We start from the raw sequence: 16,723 nt of genomic DNA on the forward strand, positions 1-16,723 counted from the left end.
AAAACCCCGCCGATTCCGGCGGGGTTTTTGTTCGGCCTGTCGCTGTCGATCAGACTTCGACGGTGTCGGCCACTTCCTTGAACTCGTCGATCTGGTCGAAGTTCATGTAGCGGTACACTTCGCCGGCCTTGGCACCCAGCGCCTCGACCTGAGCCATGTACTCGGCCGTGGTCGGGATCTTGCCCATCAGCGCGCACACCGCGGCCAGTTCGGCCGAACCCAGATAGACCTGGGTGTCGATACCAAGACGGTTCGGGAAGTTGCGCGTGGAGGTGGACATGGCGGTCGAACCCTTGCGGATCTGCGCCTGGTTACCCATGCACAGCGAGCAGCCCGGCATTTCCATGCGGGCGCCGGACTTGCCGAGCACCGAGTAGTAGCCTTCCTCGTTGAGGATCATGGCGTCCATCTTGGTCGGCGGGGCGATCCACAGGCGGGTCGGGATGTCCGACTTGCCTTCGAGCACCTTGCCGGCGGCACGGAAGTGACCGATGTTGGTCATGCACGAGCCGATGAACACCTCGTCGATGTTGGCGCCGGCGACTTCGGACAGCGTCTTGACGTCGTCCGGGTCGTTCGGGCAGGCCACGATCGGCTCCTTGATGTCGGCCAGATCGATCTCGATCACGGCGGCGTACTCGGCATCGGCGTCGCCCTTGAGCAGTTCGCCGTTGGCGATCCACTCTTCCATGGCCTTGATGCGACGGCCCAGGGTGCGCTTGTCTTCGTAGCCGTTGGCGATCATCCACTTCATGAGCGTGATGTTCGAGTTCATGTACTCGACGATCGGGGCCTTGTCCAGATGCACCGTGCACCCGGCGGCGGAACGCTCGGCGGAGGCGTCGGACAACTCGAACGCCTGCTCGACCTTCAGGTCCGGCAGCCCTTCGATTTCGAGGATACGACCAGAGAAGATGTTCTTCTTGCCCTTCTTCTCGACCGTCAGCAGACCTTGCTTGATGGCGTACAGCGGGATGGCGTTAACCAGATCACGCAGGGTGACGCCCGGCTCCATCTTGCCCTTGAAGCGCACCAGCACGGACTCGGGCATGTCCAGCGGCATCACGCCGGTGGCGGCCGCGAAGGCCACCAGACCGGAACCGGCCGGGAAGGAGATGCCGATCGGGAAGCGGGTGTGCGAGTCGCCGCCGGTACCGACGGTGTCCGGCAGCAGCAGGCGGTTGAGCCAGGAGTGGATCACGCCATCGCCCGGGCGCAGCGCGACGCCGCCACGGGTGGAGATGAAGGACGGCAGCTCGCGGTGCATGCGCACGTCCACCAGCTTCGGATACGCGGCGGTGTGGCAGAAGGACTGCATCACCAGATCGGCGGAGAAGCCGAGGCAGGCCAGATCCTTCAGTTCGTCGCGGGTCATCGGGCCGGTGGTGTCCTGGGAACCGACGGTCGTCATCTTGGGCTCGCAGTAGGTGCCCGGGCGGATGCCCTGGCCTTCCGGCATGCCGCAGGCGCGACCGACCATCTTCTGCGCCAGCGAGAAGCCCTTGCCGGAATCGGCCGGGTTCTGCGGCAGGCGGAACAGGGTGGAGACCGGCAGACCCAGGGCTTCACGCGCCTTGGCGGTGAGGCCGCGGCCGATGATCAGCGGGATACGGCCGCCGGCGCGCACTTCGTCGAGAATGACCGGCGTCTTGAGCGGGGCTTCGGCGATCTGGGCGCCGTTCTTGAAGGCGGTGACGACAGCGGTGTCGCTGTTCACCTTCAGCTCGATCTCGTCGCCCATCTCCATGTCGGAGGTGTCGATCTCGATCGGCAGCGCACCCGCGTCTTCCATGGTGTTGAAGAAGATCGGGGCGATCTTGCCGCCCAGGCACACGCCACCGAAGCGCTTGTTCGGCACGAAGGGGATGTCCTCGCCGGTCCACCACAGCACCGAGTTGGTGGCAGATTTGCGGGAGGAACCGGTACCGACCACATCACCGACGTAGGCGATCAGGTTGCCCTTGGCCTTGAGCGCCTCGAGTTGCTTGATCGGGCCGCGGGTACCCGGCTCGTCGGCGTCGATGCCCGGACGCGGGTTCTTGAGCATGGCCAGCGCGTGCAGCGGGATGTCGGGGCGGGACCAGGCATCCGGCGCCGGCGACAGGTCGTCGGTGTTGGTCTCGCCGGTGACCTTGAAGACGGTCAGCTTGAGCGAGGCCGGCACTTCCGGGCGGCTGGTGAACCACTCGCCATCGGCCCAGGACTGCATCACCGCCTTGGCATTGGCGCTGCCCTTCTCGGCCAGTTCCTTGACGTCGTGGAAGTAGTCGAACATGAGCAGGGTCTTCTTGAGCGCATCGGCTGCAATGCCCCCCACTTCGGCGTCATCGAGCAGATCGATCATCGGCTTGATGTTGAAGCCGCCGAGCATGGTGCCCAGCAGTTCGGTGGCCTTGGCACGAGACACCAGCGCACAGGTTGCCTCGCCCTTGGCGAGCTTGGCCAGGAACTCGGCCTTGACCTTGGCGGCGTCGTCCACACCCGCCGGCACGCGGTAGGTCAGCAGTTCAACCAGGAAGGCTTCTTCACCTGCGGGGGGTTCTTGAGAAGTTCGACCAGCTCGGTGGTCTGCTGCTTGTCCAGCGGCAGCGCGGGGATACCAAGCGCCTCGCGCTCGGCGGCATGCGTACGATAGGCTTCTAGCACGGCGACATCCTTCCTGTTACACGGTGACTCACACACCCCGGGGCGGCGCCCGAGGCAAACGGACCAATTATATATCTTTTATAAGACTTACATTAACCGATGCGACTTACGGCTCCCTGACGCACCTGCAGCAATTCTACGCGTGTTGCAGCGCGGCGTAACCTTCCCGGGGAACAACGGATGCAAAAAACGGCCCAAAACCCCGAGCCCACCGAGAAGGATCCGATCGACACGGAGGTCATCATGGCAGCCACACTCCCCAAGACACTCGCCCAATTCACCACCGCCTCGGGCCACACCGGCCGTCTGCACCAGCTTTCGGCGCTCGACGCGCTGGGCGCCGGGCCCATCGCCAGACTCCCCGTCTGCCTGCGGATCGTGCTCGAATCCGTCGTTCGCAACTGCGATGGGAAGCGGATTACCGCCGAGCATGTACGCCAACTGGCCGGCTGGCGCCCGAGCGCCGAACGCACCGAGGAGATTCCTTTCGTCGTCGCACGCGTCGTTCTCCAGGACTTCACCGGCGTGCCGCTCCTGTGCGATCTGGCCGCCATGCGCAGTGTCGCCGACCGGATGGACCGACCCGCCAAGGCCATCGAGCCGCTCGTCCCCGTAGATCTCGTTGTAGACCATTCGGTCCAGGTGGACTACTTCGGCACGCTCGATGCACTGCACAAAAACATGGAGATGGAATTCCAGCGCAACCGCGAACGCTACCAGTTCATGAAATGGGGCATGCAGGCCTTCGATGGCTTCCGCGTCGTGCCGCCGGGCATCGGCATCGTGCATCAGGTCAATCTCGAGTACCTGTTCCACGGCGTGCGCAACGCGCCCGGTGACGACCTCTATTATCCAGACACGCTGGTGGGCACCGATTCGCACACCACCATGATCAACGCCCTCGGCGTGGTCGGTTGGGGCGTGGGCGGCATCGAGGCCGAGGCCGCCATGCTCGGCCAGCCGGTCTATATCCTCACGCCGGACGTGGTCGGCGTGGAGCTGACGGGCGCCCTGCCCGAAGGCACCACCGCCACCGATCTGGTGCTGACCGTGACCGAACGGCTGCGCAAGGAAAAGGTGGTCGGCTGCTTCGTCGAGTTCTTCGGCGAAGGCACTGCCAGCCTGTCGGTGACCGACCGCGCCACCATCGCCAACATGGCGCCCGAATACGGCGCCACCATGGGCTTCTTCCCCGTCGACGACAAGACCGTCGACTACATGCGCAAGACCGGCCGGGAAGAGGCCGACTGCGAACGCTTCGAAGCCTGGTTCCGTGCCCAGGGCATGTTCGGCATCCCGCGCGCTGGCGAGGTGGACTACACCCGCGTGGTCAAGATCGACCTGGACGCACTCGTGCCTTCGCTGGCCGGCCCCAAGCGCCCCCAGGACCGCATCGAATTGCCGGCCATGCGCGAGCGCTTCGAATCGCTTTTCGTCGCCCCGTCGTCAGAGAACGGCTTCAACAAACCGCCGAGCGTGCTGCACGAGCGTTACCCGACCGAGATGACGGATGTGGACCTGGGCCATGGCGATGTCCTCATTGCCGCCATCACCTCGTGCACCAACACCTCCAACCCGGCGGTGATGATCGCCGCCGGCCTGCTGGCGAAAAACGCCGTGGCCCGTGGCCTGCATGTGAAGCCCCACATCAAGACCTCGCTGGCCCCCGGCTCGCGGGTGGTCACCGACTACCTCACCCGCGCCGGCCTCATCGAGCCGCTCGCCGAGCTCGGCTTCACCCTCGCCGGCTACGGCTGCACCACCTGCATCGGCAATGCCGGCGACCTGACCCCCGAACTGAACGAGGCGATCGCCAAGCATGACGTGATCGCCGCCTCGGTCCTGTCGGGCAACCGCAACTTCGAGGCACGGATCCACCCCAACATCCGCGCCAACTTCCTCGCTTCGCCCCCCCTGGTGGTCGCCTACGCCCTGGCCGGCACGGTGAACATCGATCTGAGCACCGAGCCGCTGGGCACGGACGAGGACGGCCAGGCGGTGTACCTGAAGGACATCTGGCCCGGCTCGGAGGACATCAACGCCGCCCTCCCCTACGCCCAGGACCCGGTCACCTTCCGCAAGCTGTATTCCGACTTCAGCCAGGAGGTGGACCTGTGGTCGGAGATCCCGGCCCCGACCGGCGATGTCTACGACTGGCCCGCGTCCACCTACATCGCCCAGCCGCCCTTCTTCGACGGCTTCGACATGACACCGCCCCCGGTGGGCGACATCCACGACGCCCGGGCACTGCTGTTGCTGGGCGATTCGGTGACCACCGATCACATCTCCCCCGCCGGGCGCTTCAGCGAGCAGACCCCGGCCGGTCAGTGGCTCGTCGACGCCGGCGTCGACCGCAAGGATTTCAACTCCTACGGCTCGCGGCGCGGCAATCACGAGGTGATGATGCGCGGCACCTTCGCCAACGTGCGCATCAAGAACCTCATGCTGCCGCCCGACGAGCACGGCTCCCGCATCGAGGGCGGCTTCACCCTCTACGACGGCGAGCAGACCACGGTCTTCGATGCCGCCAGCCGCTACATGGCCGCGAATACGCCGACCGTGGTCTTCGCAGGCGAGGAATACGGCACCGGCTCCTCCCGCGACTGGGCGGCCAAGGGCACCTTGCTGCTGGGCGTGAAGGCGGTGGTGGCCAACAGCTTCGAGCGCATTCACCGCTCCAATCTCGTGGGCATGGGCGTGCTGCCGCTGCAGTTCATGGCGGGCACCTCCTGGCAGTCGCTGGACATCGGCCCCGAAGACCGGTTCGACATCGAAGGGATCGAGGCGGGCCTCGCCCCACGCCAGACGCTCACCCTGCGCATCCACCGGACCGACGGCAGCACCGAGGAAGTGCCGCTGCGCTCGCGCATCGACACCGAGGTGGAGGTCGCCTATTTCCGCCACGGCGGTATCCTGCCCTACGTGCTGCGGCAGATCCTGGCCTGAGGCATCGTCGGACCGGCCCCGCCGGCCCGACGCGCGCCGTGTCAGAATCCCGCCATGAAACCGACCAAGCGCACCCCCTGCCCCTGCGGCCGCCCCAGAATCTTCGACGCCTGCTGCCGGCCGCTCATCGAAGGCCAAGGCGTCGCCCACGACGCCGAATCGCTGATGCGCTCCCGCTACAGCGCCTTCGCCACCGGCGCGGTCGATTACCTGCGCGCGAGCTGGCACCCGTCGACGCGGCCTACCGAACTCGACCTGGACGACAACCCGCGCTGGATCAGCCTGAGCATCGTGCGTAGCGAAACCACCGGTGACGCCACCGCGATCGTCGAGTTCATTGCCCGCTACCGGGTCGGCGGCAGAGCGCAGGCCTTGCACGAAATCAGCCGCTTCGTGCGCGAGGACGGGCGCTGGTACTACGTGGACGGCGACATCCAGGGCGACTGACAGGCGTTCGGGGCATCCCTATAATCAGTCATCTTCCATGACGACAGGGATCGCCCGCGCATGAATCTGGAAAAGGTCATCTTCGGCTTCTTCATCGTCCTGGCCGCCACGCTCAACTTCGGTTTCTTCGTCGGCGATCTGGACAACCCGGCCCACCATGACATCTACGAGCTGTTCGCGGCTATCGTCGTCAACTTCATCGCCACCGTGCTCAAGTTCGGCGATCGCACGCAGATCGGCGCGGTGCACCTGTCCACCTCGCTGGTGGCCGACCTGCAGCTGATCGCCGCTGCCCTGGTCTGGGGCTACGGGGTGCACATCGCCGGGGTGGGCATGTCCCCGGACATCACCGCCAAGGTGGTGTCCCTGTCCGGCGGTGCCATGCTCGCCAACGTGGTCTCGATCGTCATCCTGATCTCCGAGACCATCATGCAGCGCCGATGAACCGCAACACCCACCTGAGCACCCTGTTCCTGGCCATGCGGCGCCTGCGGGCGCCGCTGATCACGCTGATCGTCATCTATGGCATCTCGGTACTGGGCCTGAGCATCATCCCGGGCGCGGACGGGCAGCCGATGAGCTTCTTCCACGCCTTCTACTTCATCAGCTACACCGCCACCACCATCGGCTTCGGCGAGATTCCCGGCACCTTCTCGGAACCGCAGCGCCTGTGGGTGCTGATCTGCATCTATCTGGCCGTGGTGGGCTGGGCGTATACCCTCGGCGCGCTGTTTTCGCTGCTGCAGGACGGCACCTTCCGCGAGGCGGTCAGCGCCGAGCGCTTCGGTCGCGCCGTGCGGCGCCTGCACGAACCCTTCTATCTCGTGTGCGGTTACGGCGAGACCGGCCGGCGCGTGTGCCGCGCGCTCGACCAGATGGGCCTGCGCTCGGTGGTGCTGGAAACGGCGCCGCAGCGGGTCGGCGAGGTGGACCTGCACAACTACCTGGCCGACATCCCGGTGCTGCGCGCCGATGCCAGCCACCCCGACCAGCTGCGCCAGGCCGGCCTCGGCAGCCCCCACTGCCAGGGGGTGCTGGCACTGACCAACGATGATCGCGCCAACCTCGCGGTGGCCATCTCCGCGCGCCTGCTGGCGCCGCAGATCCCGGCCCTGTGCCGCGCCGAATCCGCCGAGGTGGCGGCGAACATGGCCTCCTTCGGCACCCGCCACATCATCAACCCATACGAAAAATTCGCCGACTACCTGGCCCAGGCGCTGCATGCGCCCAACGCCTACCACCTGCTCAACTGGCTCACCGGCCCGCCGGGCACCTGCGTGGAACGCCACCGCGACCCGCCGCGGGGCAAATGGATCGTGTGCGGCTACGGAGACTTCGGCCGCGTGCTGGTCGATGCCTTCGACCAGGAGGACGTGCCGGTCACCATCATCGACCGCGACCCGGCCGAACCGGGCGAACACGACCGCCACCGGCGCGTTCGCGGCGACGGCACCGGCGCGGCGGTGCTCGAGCGCGCCAACATCGACCAGGCCGCCGGCATCGTCGCCAGCACCGGCGACGACATGGACAACCTGTCCATCGTCATGACCGCGCGCGAACTCAATCCGGATCTGTTCGTGATCCTGCGCATGAACCACTTCACCAACCACGAGCTGTTCGAAGCCTTCGCCGCCGACGCCACGGTGGTGCCCAGCCAGATCATCGCCAACGAATGTCTCGCGGTGCTGACCACGCCGCTGCTGGAGCGCTTTCTCGAGGAGATGCGCCAGCGTGACGACGCCTGGGCCGGCCGGCTGCTCGAACGCCTCACCGGGCGCTTCGGCTGGATGGTGCCCAGCGTATGGAGCGTGCGCCTCACCGAGCGGGATGCGCCGGCCCTGCACACGCGTCTGCAGCGCGACGCGCCGACGATCACGCTCGGCGAGCTATTGCGCAGCCCCCATGACCGCAACGATCCGCTGGACGCCGAGGTCCTCTATCTGTGCCGCGAAGGCAGTGTGCACGTCACCGCGCCCGCCCCCACCCTGCCGGTGTGCCTCGGTGACGAGCTGCTGCTGGTCGGGCGCCGTTCGGCCCGCGCCGCCCTGGCGCTGACCCTGGAGAACATCCACTCGCTCGCCTATGTGCTCACCGGCGCCGAACTACCGGGCGGTCTGATCTGGGAGCGGATCGCGCGCTGGCGCCAGTCCGGCCGTTGACGGCGGATCGGCCAGATGACCGACCGCGCGCAGCACCTCGGCCGGTGCGACCGGCCGGATCAGCAGACCGTCGAAACCGAGCGCGAGCAAGGCATCCCGCTCCGCCGTGTCCACCGGCCCGGTGTAGGCGATGATGCGTACATCGCGATGCTCTGGCGATGCGCGCAAATGACGGCACAGCCGAATGCCGCCCATGCCCGGCATGATCAGATCGAGCAGCACCACATCGATACGCAAGTGCGAGAGCACCCCCAGGGCGGCTTCGCCGCTGGCCGCGCAACTGACCTCGAAGCCGGCGCGACGCAGCACCACCGCGGGCAATCGCCGGTTGGCCGTCACATCGTCCACAATCAGCACATGCATGTGTTGCCCCTCTCGATGCCGAAACGACGGCATTCAGGTGAACCATCGGCCCGGCGCCGGCTTTCTGGAGCCGGATCGGTGGCCAAAGATCCGAACCGTTCATGAATCAGATCCCCCCGATCGACCTGGCCCGAATCGACGCCACCACCCGCGAGGCCCTGGCCAGCCACGCACTCAAACCCATTGAAACCGAACGGGAATTCGTCGAGTCCGAAGGCCTGCCCTTCGTGATCAAATGGGTCTCGACGCTCGCCGACAAACCCCGCGCCGCCAAGCCCGCCCGGGGCGGCCCGCACAACCCCTTCGCCGCGCCGGAACCGGCCCTGCTGCTGGGGGATCTGCCTCCGTCGCACCGCGTCCTGCTGAACAAATTTCCGGTCATGGCCCGGCACCTGCTGGTGGTCACGCAGCAGTTCGAGGCCCAGAGCGCAGCTCTGAGCGTCGGCGATCTTCACGCCCTCGCCGTCCTCGTCGGGGGAAACGGCGGCCTCGGTTTCTACAACGGCGGCACCGTCGCCGGCGCCAGCCAGCCGCACAAGCATCTGCAGTGGATCCCCGAACTGCCGCCCCTGGCCGCCTGCCTGCCGCGGATGCTGGCGCGGCGAGCCGAGGTGTTCACCTTCCGTCACGCGTTCGCGAGCATCGACGCCTCGGCATGGCGCACACCGGACACCGGCGCCTTCCTGCAGGCGACCTACGCGCGACTGCTGGCGCAGGCGTTCGGATCGCCCCCCGCGGGTGACCCACCGCCCTACAACCTGCTGCTCACCCGGGACTGGATGTGGCTCGTGCCGCGACGCGCCGAATTCTGGGAAGACATGTCCATCAACGCGCTCGGCTTCGCCGGCTCCCTGTTCGTGAAGTCGCGAGGGCGCTTCGACGCGCTGAAGGCCGCCGGCCCGATCAACGCACTACGGGCCGTGGCGGTGCCTGCCTGAACGCTCCGCGCCCTCAGGCCGCGCTCGGCAGTGGCGCCCAGTCGAGGGGCGGCAACCCGATCGTCGCGCGCAATTCATTGCAGCGCGGATTCGGCTCGCCGTTGTCGAGATAGACGGGAAACTCCCGGCACGGGGTGGGGCGTTGCGCGTAGATCGTGCACGCCACCGCCTCGCCGACGGTGCCTGACAATGCACAGCAGCGACGCGGCAGCTGGTTGCTGCCTTTCATGCAGCGGTAGAAGTCATTGACCTTCTCGGTCATGTCGACCGGCACGGTGCCACCCGGCGCGTCGTCGCCCTCGGCCCAATAGAAGGAGATACGGAAATGGGTGCAGCAAATGCCGCACCCAAGACACGGATTCGGTTCAGTCATGTCCAACACACGCTCGAGACGCCGGCGCGGACCCCCATGGTCCATGCCACCGAATCGATGACGCTGCGCGTCTGCTGGACGACGCCACCCGGATCGGGCAGCGCGTTTGACTAATTGTAGGCTCGGCCCATCGATTACGGCGCGCTGATTATAGCGATTTCCATCCGCAAAACAATGGCTTCCGTGCGCCTCATCGCACCTTGTGACGCACCGCCAGACTGCGCTGCGCATCCGCCTTGAAGGCGTACTCGATATGGCCCCGATGCACCACGCCGAGCACCAGCATGTTCTCGGTGATAGCGTCGTGATCGGCCGGCGTGAAGGGCTGGATGTACGTCGTCACCACCCCCTCCACCCCCCGGTCGAGGTGCTCGAGCGCCCGACGGATGGCGTCGCCGTCGGTACTCCCCGCCCGGGCGATGGCGTTGAACAGGACGCGCATGGCGTCGTAGCCCTGAGCGGCCGACATGGCCGAGGCCATCGCGTCGGGGCCGTAGCGCCTGGCAAATTCGCTCAGGAACACCCGGTGGCGCGGACTTTCGGAGCCGGGAATGAAACTCTGCACGGCCATGACGCCCTCGCCCGCTGCACCCGCCTGATCGAGAAAGTTGCGCATCGAGATGGTCCAGCTCGCGAACACCGGCACCTGCCACCCCATCGCCTGGCGGTCGCGCGCAATCGCGGCCAGCTCAGGACCGATGCCGAACATCACGAGCACCTGGGCGTTCGCCTCGCGTGCGCGTTCGAGCTGGGCGCGCATGTCGCGGTCACCGATCGCGAAACGCTCGACGACCACCGGCTCGACGCCCAGAGGCTTGAGCGCGGCGACCAGATCGCGCTTTTCCGCCTCGCCGTAGCCGGTCTCGTCGGCGAGGATGGCGATGCGCCGGGCCCCGAGGCGCTCCACCAGATGGCGGGCGAGAAAGCGGTTGCCGACCGCGGTCGGCGGGGACATGCGGAAGATGAAGTTGCGCGGTGCGGCCGGAGGGGCATATCGCCGCGTCAGCTCGGCGCCGGTGGATACCGCGACCACCAGCGGCACACCGGCCCGCTGATAGGCGTCGATGCTGGCGAGGCCGACGCCGGTGTTGACGATGCCGACAGTGGCGACGACCTTGTCCTGCTCGATCAACGCCGTGGCGATGGCCTGGCCTGTGGCCGGATCGGCCGCGTCATCGCGTTCGACCAGTTCGATCTTGCGACCCAGCACACCGCCGACGTAGCGGTTGATCTCGTCGACGGCCATGCGGATGCCCAGACGCATGCTCTGCCCCATCGGCGCACTGCCGCCCGAGAATGGACCGGACAGACCGATCCGGATCGACTCCTGCGCCATCACCGGGGACAGCGATACCCCCACCAACAGCAACGCAAACAGGCTGCAACGCGCAATGCGCGCCACGCCGGCCAACGGGTTCCGCATGACATGTACCTCCGCTTGCCGTCACTCGTGGGCGTGACGGTCCGCGGGCCAGTCTAGCGGCCTCGTCCCGGCCCGTCCGGTCGGGACTTTCCCGATTCGGGATTTCCCCCAGGGGTGAGCGGAGGCAGACCGTGCCGCCGCCGTGCGCGCGCGCAACCGGCATCACCGATGCCGAGCGGCGCATACGGGGCGAAGTCGCGGCATGGGGACGGGCGGTCGGTGTAGATGCCGCATTTCGCGCCCCACCCGATCTGCCCGACCAGCGCCACGCAGCGCGGCTCCGCGGCATCGGTGCCGCGCATGCGCACGAGTCGGGGCGTTACCGGCACGGTCAGCGCCGGCGGCACCCCGGGGCGACCCTCGGCGCCCAGCTCACTGACATGAAAATCCACCCGAAACGCGGCACAGCAGGCACCACAGCGGGTGCAGGGGTCGTCGCCCGCCTCAGGCGTCTGCGCCACAGCAGGCCTTGTACTTGCGGCCGCTGCCGCAGGGGCACGGATCATTGCGCCCCACGGGCGCGGCGGTAGCGATGGCAATGGCCTGGGCGGCAGCGGGCACCGGCGGCAGTCCGCAGGCATCGCGCAGATGATGAATCGCGCGCACGGTGGCGGCGGTCGCCGTCAGCCACTCGATGCGGGTCTCGTCGTCGGCCTGCTCCATGTCTTCGGCGGTCCACGGCGTCATGGCCTTCTCGATGAGGTCTTCGAAGGTGTCGGCGTCATGGGCCTCGAGGTCCTCGCGCCAGTCCTCGTCCCACAACTCCAGGCCGAGCTCGAAGCCAGTCATCCATTCGTCGCCCAGCCGGACCTCGTCGGCGGTTTCGTCGGAGGCGTAGCAGAAGGGCTCCCACCCGTCCGGATCACCCAGCGTCTGGGCGATCTCGTCGTGGTAGCGCAGGATCAGGGTCAGCAGCCGCTGCACACCCCCACCGGTCGGCAGCGCTTCGGTGTCGGACCACACCGAAGGCAGCCACTCGACGGTCTCCAGGGGACGGGGCGACACGGTGACCGCGGCCAGGTAGCCGTCGAGCATCTCGAGGCTCATGCAATCGTCCGGCACGGCATCCGAGGCCAGCAGCGACTCGAGTTCGTCGAGTTCCGCCTCGCTCAGGCTCACGTCCGCATCGTCCATATCCACCATGATCCTCTCCCGATCCAAGCTGGCTCCGATTCACCAGCGCTCGCAGCATGCACCTTTATGTCGGTGCGGGCAAGCGCTCAAACGGCGTCCAGATCGACGCTGGCGCGATACAGACGCTGTCCGGAATCCCGGTACTTGCGCTCGAAGGGCGTGAGCGGCGACGCGGCCTCAAAGGGCTCCCAGGGCACGGGCCGCCCCAGGAGGATCTCGAGCGCGGTGCTGAACTCGGCGATATACACCTGCCAGTTGGTTCGGCACTCGAGCACGCCACCGAGCCGGGGCACGAAGGGAAACACCGGATGGGCGGGCCAGCGCCGGCCCAGATGGCCAATCTTGGGCCACGGATTCGGATAGAGGATGTAGTGCCGGGCCAGACGCAACTGCGCCTCGGCGAGCAGGCGCCAGAAGTCCACCAGGTCGGCCCGGATGAGCACCATGTTCTTCGGCAGCAGGGCTTCCGGGTAGGGTTTGCGCCGGTTCAGGCGGTCTTCCGACTGATCCACCCCGATGACCCAGTGATCGGGATGGGCGCGCGCCAGTGCGATGGTGCTGTGGCCGACCCCGCAGCCAGCATCGAGAATCAGTGGCGCCCGTTGATCCCAGTCCGCCAGCGCGGCCTCGAAGGCACGGCGGTTGTAGTCGGCAAAAGGCTTCCTGAACGGCGCGTCGCGATGGCGCGCCACGCGCTCGGCGAGCTTTTCATGCACGCCCTGCTGGGCGCTGACGGGAATGGTGGAATTGGCGTAACTCATGGTGGATGCTCAGGCCGCTTCGCGTTCGACGACGATCCCGGCCGCCTGCAGGCCCAGATCGATCCGGTGAAGTTCGCGCAGCGGCCGCAACTGGGCGAACAGCTCCGCCGCCTGGGGAAAACGCCGCCCGAGCAGGTTCAGCCATTGCTTGAGCCGCCCTGGCGCATGGCGTGCCTCGAGCTTGTGACAGACCCGCTGCCAGAAGTGTGCGATCACCGGCTTGAGGGCCTGCCAGTCGGCCTCGCGCGGATCGCGCGGATCGTGGATGAGGTCGCTGCGGATGTCGCGCGCGAGGAAGGGATCGGCCACCGCGCCACGACCGATCATCACGTCGGCCACGCCGCTTTCGGCACGGCAGCGGCGCCAGTCGGCCACGGTCCACACCTCCCCGTTGGCCACCACCGGCACCGGCACCGCCTCGGCGATCCGGGCCACCCAGGACCAGTGCGCGGGCGGCCGATAGCCTTCGAGCTTGGTGCGCGCATGCACCACGAGTCGCTCCACGCCGGCCGCCGCCAGCGCCTGCGCGCACTCGACCGCACGCCCCTTGTCGGCGACGCCGAGGCGCATCTTGGCGCTCAGCGGCGCACCGCCGACGGGCATCACCTGACGCACCGCGGCGGCCACTGCATGCAGGGTTTCCGGCTCATCGAGCAACACCGCCCCGCCGCGATGACGATTGACCGTGGGCGCCGGACAGCCGAAGTTGAGATCGATGCCCGCCGGCGACAGGGGCAGCGCGACCGCGGCACTCGCCGCCATGCGTTGCGGATCGGCGCCGAGCAGCTGCACCTGCACCGGCGTGCCCGAACGGGTCCGCCCGCCGTTGCGCAGTTCGGGGCTGACACGCAGGAAACTGCGCCGCGGCACCACGTTGGCCGAGACACGGACGAACTCGGTGACCGCCTGATCGTAGCGCGCCAGCTCGGTGAGCGCCTCGCGCAGCACCTCGTCTGCCAGCCCCTCCATGGGAGCGAGCATCAGGCGCATCGGGCGACCTCGACGGCGCAAGACGCTAGAATCGCGATTCGCTTCTCCTGCATGGTGTTGTTCATGTCCGCATCGATCACGCTGTATCACAATCCCCGCTGCTCCAAGAGCCGGGCCGCCCTCGCACTGCTCGAGGAACAAGGCATTGCGCCCACGGTGGTGCTGTATCTGGAAACGCCGCCCGACCGCGACGAGCTGGCCGATCTGGTGGCCAAGCTCGGCATCGCCCCCCATGACCTGATCCGCACCGGAGAGGATCTCTACAAGGCCGAGTACAAGGGCAAGACCCTGGACGACGCGAGCTGGCTCGACGTCATGGCCGCCCACCCCAAGCTCATCGAACGCCCGATCGCGGTGCGCGGCGCGCGGGCGGTAATCGGCCGACCGCCCGAAAACGTCCTGTCTCTGCTCGATTGAGCCTGCTCGGGGACGGCTGCGCATTGTAGCGGCCGGCCCGCGCACTTGAAAAGTCCGGGCGCACGACAATCGCTTGATCCGACGCGCTATTTCCGAGATAATGCGCGTTTTTCCAGACTCAAGGGGCGGTCACAATCGCCGCCCGCGCAACCGAAGCGAGACCCCCGATGAAAGCGGACATCCATCCGAACTACCAAGAAGTGTCGATCACCTGCAGCTGCGGCAACAGCTTCAAGACCCGCTCCGCTGCTGGCAAGCCCGAGATGCACATCGAAGTGTGCTCCGAATGCCACCCGTTCTACACCGGCAAGCAGAAGATCGTCGATACGGCCGGCCGTGTCGAGCGCTTCCGCCAGAAATACGGCAACGTGCAGCGCGGCTGATCGGCCACGCTCACGGAAAAAGGCAGCCACGGCTGCCTTTTTTCTTGCCTGTCGCGCGGCGCCATCGCGCATCCGCTGTCGCTGTGTCGCCCCGCCTTCCAGTAGAATCTGCTCGCCCAATCATCATCGCCAGCATGAGCCCCGCCCGCCCCGATCCGTTCGCACCACCCGCCCCGCGCCCGCCCCGCTCCATCGTGCTGTGGACGATGGCGCTGGTCTATCTGCTCGTCGGGGTCATCGGCCACGACCCCTGGCGCGGCGACGATGCGCGCTATTTCGGCCCGGTGCTGGAGATGCTGCACGGGCAGCACTGGCTGATTCCGCACCTGAGCGGTGATCCGTTTCTCGAATATCCACCGCTGTACTACTGGGTCGCCGCGACCACGGCGCGCCTGAGCGCCTGGATCCTGCCGCTGCACGACGGCGCGCGCCTGGCCAGCGCCGTGCTCGTGGGCCTTACCCTGTGGCTGTGCGCCGACGCCGCGCGACGCATGCACGGCGACGCGGCGCGCGCCTCCGCCTTCCTGCTCATGCTCGGCACCCTGGGCCTGGTCGTGCATGCGCACGAAACCCAGCCCCTGCTCGCCGTCATGACCGCCCAGGCCCTGACCTTCTGGGGCGTGGCCTATGCCCGCCGGCGGCCCATGGCCGGGGCCGTCGCCACCGGGCTCGGGATCGCGCTGGCGTTTCTCGCACATGGCATCAACGCCCTCATCATCACCGCTCCGGCCCTGTTCTTCCTGCCCGGCATCGGCCCTCTGATGCTCGGGCTCGCGGTGGCGGTGGCGGTCGCGTGCGCCTGGCTCGTCCCCGCCGCCCAGCTCGCCCCCGATCTGCTCGGCGCCTGGTGGAAGACCCACCTGCTCGAATACACCCCCAGCCTGACCAAGCTGCACGAGGCCGACGCCCTGATCAGCCTGCTCAGCTGGTTCACATGGCCGCTGTGGCCCATCGCCGGCTGGGCCCTGTGGCGCGAACGGCGCCATCTGGGCACCACCCACTGGCGCATGCTCATCGCCTGCAGCCTGCTCACGCTGATCACCACCGTGTTTCTGGGCCCGTTGCGACCGGCCAACGCCCTGCCCCTGCTGGTGCCCCTGACCCTCGTGGCGGCGCCGGGGCTGACGACGCTGCGCCGCGGCGCGGCAAACTCCTTCGACTGGTTCTCGGGCATGAGCTTCGCGGTCTTCGCCCTGCTCCTGTGGATCGGCTGGACGTCGCTGACGGTCGCGTGGCCACCGGGTTTGAGCCGCCACGTGGCCAAGGTGGCGCCCAACTTCGTGGTCGGCGATCCACTGTGGCCGTCGGTGGCGGGTGTCGTGCTGTGCGCCCTGTGGATCGGCATCCTCGCCAATTCGCGCCGCAGCCCCTACCGGGGCGCCAAGAACTGGGCCGCCGGCATGACCATGCTGTGGTGTCTGGCGGTGGTGCTGCTGCAACCCTGGTTCGAACACGGCAAGAGCTACCGGCCCGCGGCACGCTCGCTGCAGCGTGTCGTCACCGAAGCACGCCTCAACTGCATCGAACGTATCGGGCTATCGCCCAGCCTGCGGGTCTCGCTGGACTATTTTGCCGGCCTGCGGACCCGGCCGTTCACCGGACACGGCAGCGCCTGTGACGCGGTACTGGTGTTCGGCAAGGAACGCCCGCACGCGCTGGACGCGCGTTGGCACGCCAAGTGGACCTATGCACGCGGCGGCGGCGACAAGCGCGAGGAGCTGAGGCTCTACACCCGATAAGGCC

The 16,723-nt window shown here is 67.4% G+C and carries 15 protein-coding genes and 1 pseudogene; 8 read left to right on the plus strand and 8 right to left on the minus strand.

All coding sequences use genetic code 11. The features are described 5' to 3' along the window. Positions 1-49 precede the first annotated feature (49 nt). Positions 50-2,646: pseudogene (gene acnB / locus G3580_RS11510) on the minus strand (bifunctional aconitate hydratase 2/2-methylisocitrate dehydratase). Positions 2,647-2,889: 243 nt separating this feature from the next. Between acnB and acnA the strand changes: the two are divergent. From acnA to G3580_RS11530, 4 genes are read left to right on the plus strand one after another with little or no spacing between them, the layout of a single operon-like run. Then, positions 2,890-5,592: an aconitate hydratase AcnA gene (gene acnA, locus G3580_RS11515; RefSeq protein WP_173765646.1), complete on the plus strand. Its 2,703-nt coding sequence runs from the start codon at positions 2,890-2,892 to the stop codon at positions 5,590-5,592. Between the two features lie 54 nt (positions 5,593-5,646). Further along, positions 5,647-6,039, plus strand: coding sequence for a YchJ family protein (locus G3580_RS11520; protein ID WP_173765648.1), 393 nt, complete (start codon positions 5,647-5,649; stop codon positions 6,037-6,039). Positions 6,040-6,099: 60 nt separating this feature from the next. Next, entirely contained in the window at positions 6,100-6,483 is a 384-nt protein-coding gene (locus tag G3580_RS11525; protein WP_173765650.1) for a DUF6394 family protein, read from the plus strand. After that, complete coding sequence (locus tag G3580_RS11530) at positions 6,480-8,198, plus strand: potassium channel family protein (RefSeq protein ID WP_173765652.1); 1,719 nt, start codon at positions 6,480-6,482, stop codon at positions 8,196-8,198. Before G3580_RS11525 ends, G3580_RS11530 begins: the two co-directional genes overlap by 4 nt. On the opposite strand, the gene G3580_RS11535 is transcribed toward G3580_RS11530, so the two are convergent. Beyond that, positions 8,142-8,561, minus strand: coding sequence for a response regulator (locus tag G3580_RS11535; protein ID WP_173765654.1), 420 nt, complete (start codon positions 8,559-8,561; stop codon positions 8,142-8,144). The genes G3580_RS11530 and G3580_RS11535 overlap by 57 nt on opposite strands. A 101-nt stretch (positions 8,562-8,662) precedes the next feature. Here G3580_RS11535 and G3580_RS11540 point away from each other — a divergent pair, with 101 nt between their 5' ends. After that, positions 8,663-9,499, plus strand: coding sequence for a DUF4922 domain-containing protein (locus G3580_RS11540; RefSeq protein ID WP_173765656.1), 837 nt, complete (start codon positions 8,663-8,665; stop codon positions 9,497-9,499). Positions 9,500-9,512: 13 nt separating this feature from the next. Here the strand turns inward: G3580_RS11540 and G3580_RS11545 are convergent, their stop codons facing one another. The 6 genes from G3580_RS11545 to G3580_RS11570 all read right to left on the minus strand — a co-directional run bounded on the left by G3580_RS11545 (position 9,513) and on the right by G3580_RS11570 (position 14,180). Then, positions 9,513-9,872: a YkgJ family cysteine cluster protein gene (locus G3580_RS11545; RefSeq protein WP_173765658.1), complete on the minus strand. Its 360-nt coding sequence runs from the start codon at positions 9,870-9,872 to the stop codon at positions 9,513-9,515. A gap of 190 nt (positions 9,873-10,062) precedes the next feature. Then, positions 10,063-11,295, minus strand: a complete 1,233-nt coding sequence (locus tag G3580_RS11550; RefSeq protein WP_173765660.1) for an ABC transporter substrate-binding protein — start codon at positions 11,293-11,295, stop codon at positions 10,063-10,065. A gap of 53 nt (positions 11,296-11,348) precedes the next feature. Then, on the minus strand, positions 11,349-11,801 hold the full coding sequence (locus tag G3580_RS11555; protein ID WP_173765662.1) for a YkgJ family cysteine cluster protein: 453 nt from the start codon (positions 11,799-11,801) through the stop codon (positions 11,349-11,351). Further along, on the minus strand, positions 11,740-12,438 hold the full coding sequence (locus G3580_RS11560; protein WP_173765664.1) for a UPF0149 family protein: 699 nt from the start codon (positions 12,436-12,438) through the stop codon (positions 11,740-11,742). The genes G3580_RS11555 and G3580_RS11560 overlap by 62 nt, the downstream gene beginning before the upstream one ends. Positions 12,439-12,515: 77 nt before the next feature. Continuing rightward, on the minus strand, positions 12,516-13,190 hold the full coding sequence (trmB, locus tag G3580_RS11565; protein WP_173765666.1) for a tRNA (guanine(46)-N(7))-methyltransferase TrmB: 675 nt from the start codon (positions 13,188-13,190) through the stop codon (positions 12,516-12,518). A 9-nt stretch (positions 13,191-13,199) separates the two neighbouring features. Further along, positions 13,200-14,180, minus strand: coding sequence for a tRNA dihydrouridine synthase (locus G3580_RS11570; RefSeq protein WP_173765668.1), 981 nt, complete (start codon positions 14,178-14,180; stop codon positions 13,200-13,202). A 63-nt stretch (positions 14,181-14,243) separates the two neighbouring features. On the opposite strand from G3580_RS11570, the gene arsC reads away from it, so the two are divergent. The 3 genes from arsC to G3580_RS11585 all read left to right on the plus strand — a co-directional run bounded on the left by arsC (position 14,244) and on the right by G3580_RS11585 (position 16,719). Then, a complete protein-coding gene (gene arsC / locus G3580_RS11575; RefSeq protein ID WP_173765670.1) occupies positions 14,244-14,597 on the plus strand; it encodes an arsenate reductase (glutaredoxin) in 354 nt (117 codons plus the stop codon). Between the two features lie 167 nt (positions 14,598-14,764). Next, positions 14,765-14,980, plus strand: a complete 216-nt coding sequence (rpmE, locus tag G3580_RS11580; RefSeq protein WP_173765672.1) for a 50S ribosomal protein L31 — start codon at positions 14,765-14,767, stop codon at positions 14,978-14,980. A gap of 134 nt (positions 14,981-15,114) precedes the next feature. Next, positions 15,115-16,719 carry an ArnT family glycosyltransferase gene (locus G3580_RS11585; protein ID WP_173765674.1) on the plus strand — a complete coding sequence of 535 codons (1,605 nt, stop codon included), beginning with the start codon at positions 15,115-15,117 and terminating at the stop codon, positions 16,717-16,719. The last annotated feature ends 4 nt before the right edge of the window (positions 16,720-16,723 follow it).

Source organism: Nitrogeniibacter mangrovi (genome assembly GCF_010983895.1).
Taxonomy (GTDB): Bacteria; Pseudomonadota; Gammaproteobacteria; order Burkholderiales; family Rhodocyclaceae; genus Nitrogeniibacter; species Nitrogeniibacter mangrovi.